This window comes from Rickettsia sp. TH2014 (assembly GCF_019249195.1).
GTDB classification, from domain to species: domain Bacteria; phylum Pseudomonadota; class Alphaproteobacteria; order Rickettsiales; family Rickettsiaceae; genus Rickettsia; species Rickettsia felis.
Window position 1 is genome coordinate 1 of record NZ_MXAX01000207.1, and the last position, 1,664, is coordinate 1,664.

Here is a 1,664-nt window from a genome sequence, read left to right on the forward strand (position 1 = left end):
AACCTTACATCCTTATATTTAGGTAATAATGATATAAGAGATAAGGGGTTATTAGCATTATCTAAATCAGATTATTTAACACACCTAAACATTTTAGATATGATGCAGAATGCTTTTGGCATTCCTGCTCTACATGAATTTGCTAGTGTCTTATGCACGCACGTAAGCAATATTAGAGTATTAGATTTAACAGGAAACAATCTTAATGTTGAAGCATTAGAATTTTTAGGCAGGACATTATTAAGTACAGTGCAGGTTATATATAATGCGGTTGATGGCTCTGAACAGTTTTATGCAGGTGTTGTGCAAGTTGCGCTAAACAAGGATAAGGGTTATGAGCAACTAGTGCAAGCAGTAAAGAGTATGGTATTTGATATAGCTCCGTATGATACAACAGGGGAAATAGTCACTTATATATTAACACACTATGAACAGTATCCATTTCTTGTGAATTGCGTATCTGAGGGGCGCGCACTCAATGATTTTTACGGACATAACTTTAAGATGCAATTATTTCTATTTAGTCAAGGTATAATACCTTATAGTCCACAAGAGAATTTGTTACAGAATATTGCCAGTGACGCACAATCAGTACATCATACGGAGATTTATAAAAAGAACTGCTTCCTAACGTCTCACTTACTCCATATATTAAAACCTGCAATTTCAGAATTGATACAAAAAGCCCATGAATATACTAATAATTTAGAAAAGATTTTACAACAACATTCTCTATGTCTTATAGCATTACTAAGCTCTTCTAAGGGTGAAAAACTTCAAGTAATGGAAAATGTATTAGAGGCAAATCAGGCTATGCCTGATGATAAAGAATTTATAAAAGTAATTATAAATAAGGTCTTATACGTATTACAGCATCAATACTTATCACAGACTAGTACATGTGGATACTATGATAGCCTATTACAATATGACTGGACTTCGGGAGAGGAGAAATATATTACTATACCTCAGTCTATAGACTTAATAAATATACCGATAGAAACTACTAAACCATCAAGAACTATAAAACAGGAGTTATGTGCTACTCTTTTAGAGCATAGTCCATCACTAATACCAGATAAGTTAGTTGATATAAAAAATCCATGCTGTGATCATATCGTCACTTCATACCCGATCATGGATAAAGCAAAATTACATGAGTTATTATCTCAAATAGACGAACACCAAATAGAAAAATTGTTTAATGCAAGTGGTTTTAATATAAGTCAGGTTTGGACAATGCAAAAAGAATTTGCCTTAGCAAAGCAACTTTATATCGCCGCAACTACATATGGTGAAAATAACAGTGCCTGTATCACTGGTATATAGTCTCAAATTATAGATACTGCAACAGAAATAGATAATAATTGGCTGGATATCTATGATGATCATAAAAAAAATAATGTACACAACAAATCTCATGACCATACTCATAATACACAAACGATAATAAATCAAATATTTGATACTCTATTAAAATATATTGATTCTCAAGATAATAAAGTGCTATTAGATGCTGCTCAAGATTTAGTGTTAGGAATGATCAAGATAGCACAACCGCAGGATATCACATATAATCAGCAGCAAATTATGGCAATAGTACACCAAGACATTATCTGTAATAGTTGAGATTTAATCTTACATTTAGTAAAATTAAGATAATA

At 31.9% G+C, this 1,664-nt stretch carries 2 protein-coding genes; both read left to right on the forward strand.

Annotated features, from left to right (window positions below):
- Positions 1 to 1,329, forward strand: a 1,329-nt coding sequence (locus KYQ89_RS04180; RefSeq protein ID WP_218460542.1) for a hypothetical protein, incomplete at its 5' end; no start/stop codon positions are given.
- Positions 1,330 to 1,503: 174 nt separating this feature from the next.
- Positions 1,504 to 1,629, forward strand: coding sequence for a hypothetical protein (locus KYQ89_RS07820; protein ID WP_256621301.1), 126 nt, complete (start codon positions 1,504 to 1,506; stop codon positions 1,627 to 1,629).
- Positions 1,630 to 1,664 lie beyond the last annotated feature (35 nt).